General features: G+C 66.4%; 3 protein-coding genes and 1 pseudogene. All 4 read left to right on the top strand.

Annotated elements, in window-relative coordinates:
• Positions 1–408: hypothetical protein (locus MKK64_RS22050; RefSeq protein WP_243937365.1), on the top strand; the 408-nt coding region annotated here is incomplete at its 5' end.
• 101 nt (positions 409–509) lie between these two features.
• The gene (locus MKK64_RS22045; RefSeq protein ID WP_243937356.1) at positions 510–935 is read left to right on the top strand and encodes a helix-turn-helix domain-containing protein; all 426 of its coding nucleotides are present in this window, start codon (positions 510–512) and stop codon (positions 933–935) included.
• Between the two features lie 363 nt (positions 936–1298).
• The gene (locus MKK64_RS22040) at positions 1299–1541 is read left to right on the top strand and encodes a hypothetical protein (RefSeq protein ID WP_147726322.1); all 243 of its coding nucleotides are present in this window, start codon (positions 1299–1301) and stop codon (positions 1539–1541) included.
• A gap of 964 nt (positions 1542–2505) precedes the next feature.
• Positions 2506–2731 (top strand): annotated as a pseudogene (locus MKK64_RS22035) (aldehyde dehydrogenase iron-sulfur subunit); the annotation flags it as partial.

Genomic DNA, 2731 nt, shown 5'->3' with positions numbered 1-2731 from the left:
GGGTCCGCCCCCGCGGATGCGGAGGCGGACCGTTTTTGGGAAGCCTTAAGCAGCGTCGGCGTCGTCGGCATCGAGGATGCCGTCGAGGTCGCCCACGCGCGCGTCGAGCTGCTCGGACGTCGAGCGGATCTTCAACCGCGTCCCGTCCTCAGCCTCAACCGCGATCTCGACGTGGTCGCCGACCTTGCCCGCCAGCGCATGCTTCAGGAGGTACGTCGTCACGTCTGCCTTCTCGGCCATGCCAGCTCCTTCCCGTTCGCCGCGGGCAACGCCGCACCGCTCGCTTCGTCGGTGCGGCAGAACCTCGCGGCACCGTGCATGGCGCACGGCCTCCACGGGGCCGGCACGCGATCCGCTCGGCCGTTCGTCACAAGGCCAAGCTATGACATTTCTGCAACCCAGGATTGATCGCAGCCGCGAAACTCAATCGCGCGCAATGCGTATTGGGATGTGCTCGGAACAGCAGCGACGCTGGTCGAGTCGTCTCCAACCTGAAAGCGAATGCCAGAATGACCCCCATCCATGCGCCGAAGCTCGCGACCAGCGGCGACCGATCGATCGGAAGCCGCATCGCGGCGTATCGGACCGCTCAAGGTCTGAGCCAGACCGCGCTCGGGCAGGCTCTCGGGGTCACGTTCCAGCAGGTCCAGAAATACGAGAAGGGACGCAACCGAGTCGGTGCCGCCCGGCTCCAGGCGATCGCGGATTTCTTGGGCGTCCCGGTCTCGACCTTCTTCGACGCTCCGGCAGAGATCGGCGATGGCCGCGATTCGATTCAGCAACTGTTGCAGGATTCCGAGGTGATGGACCTGATCAGGACGTTTGCCGGCATCTCCGACAAGGCGACGCGCCAAGGTGTCCTTGCCATCGTCAAATCCGCCGCAACCCTCGACGCCGAATTCACGAAGAGGGTGGATTCAGCGATCGTCGATTGAATGCGCGACCGATGGCGCCGCGCGCGAGGTCAGTCATCGACCGGGGCCGCCTGTGATGCCCTGAAGAGAAAGAGCGGGCTCGGGAGCGACTGAACGTATCGCGACATTATTGGTAAAATTGTTTTTTCGGGCGCCGAAAAGATAATTTGACGTCGTGATACCGATTTAATGCCGTATGCGCCGAGTGCATGGCGAAGTGTTGCGATGGACAGATGAGTGCGTCCGGGGGCGGAATTATAAAAGAAGAACTGGCCTTTGCTCGCATTATGTTGCGTTGCAAAATGCACATGTCGCAACGCACAAATTCTGTGGTTCAATCTCTCGGTCGGTCGGCTCTGCAAGCGACCCAACCGGAGATCCGTCATGCGCTTCACCCACGCCCTCGCCCTCATCGCGTTCGCCTCGGCATCCGTCTCCGCCGGCGCGGCGATGGCCGACGAGTCCTTGAACCTCACCCCGCCGCTCTACCGCGAGCAGGCCCGGACGTCTCAGCAGACGCGTTCCGTCAGCGATATGACCACGACGCCTCAGCCCGTGGCCGCCACGAAGCCGGTCGCGCCGCGCCGCGTCGTCGAGGTGGTCGCCGAGGCCGTGCCCGCTCGCTGAGTCCGCGCTCCCGTGACGTCACGATCTGCGTTCGGCGGCCCGCCCGCCGGCGCAGCCGATACGGCCGCCGGCGGATCGCGATCGCGGATCGGTGAGCCGAGGCGCGCCGCCGATGACCGTGACGCGCATCGCGACATCCCCGAACGCCGCACAGACGGCGTCTCGATTTCGACCTGAACCACCCTGTCGTGCGCAGCCTGTCTCCTCGTGACGGAGGCCGCACGATGAGCGAGACCGAATCATCGAGCCTTGGGCGATCGGATCTTCTGCAGCGGCAGTCGGATCGACGACGAAATCGCTGATCGTCGCGCTGACTGTCAGCTCGCGCACCGAGGCCACGCGGGAAGCGAACCCACCACACGACGTCGGCTCGGGCGTCGACCGGGCGGGAGGTCGTCGATCCGCATCGCCTACGGTACCGAGGACGACATCGAGACGGTGCCCGGCCAGCCGCGCTATCCCCGATGCATCATCGCGGACGAACGCACGGCCCTCGCATGGTCACCCGAGAGGTGGCGCGCGCGTGCATCATCATCCCGAGCGGGCGGCATCACGGCTCTTCGCCTCGCTGAGCGATGTCGCGGATTTCTCGTCACCACCGATCCCGCGACCATCAGGGCGGCGGAGGCAGGGTTTTTGAGATTCCGAGGCGTCGGCACCCGGAAGGGTGCGACCAACCGGCAAGGCGCGAACGCACGACGGACCGAAGCGGGCGACCGGGGTCGGTGCCGCGTCCTCGGGAGCCGCCAACACCCCGGATGCGGCCGGCGAGGCGATCCCGACGCGGGATGCCGGGGCGAAATGTCCGTGCCGAGCACCGGACCGAAGCCGGTGGCACTTTGGAGCTTATCCAGCCTGCCGGAGTTGCCCTGGGCATTCCGCTTCCGACAGACGGCCTTCGGGCGCGTCGTCGCCCCCCGCAACAGGTTCGGAGACCATGATGGCACCGCCTGGAGAATTCGACATGAGCCGACGAGACGTGGTCGCCAGCGCGACCGCCGCCGCGGCCCTTTCCACCCTTCCCGCGGGCGCCCGCGCCGACGCTGCGTCCGGCGACCGCCCTGTCCTGGCGCGGGTGTGGTTCACGATCAACGGCCAGCGGCGCGAGCTCGAGCTCGACACCCGCACCAGCCTGCTCGATGCGGCGCGCGAGCATCTGCACCTGACCGGCTCGAAGAAGGGCTGCGACC

It is taken from the genome of Methylobacterium sp. E-025, assembly GCF_022829705.1.
Classification (GTDB): Bacteria; Pseudomonadota; Alphaproteobacteria; order Rhizobiales; family Beijerinckiaceae; genus Methylobacterium.
The sequence above is the reverse complement of the archived record's forward strand: the minus strand, read 5'-3'. Positions and strand labels throughout refer to the sequence as shown.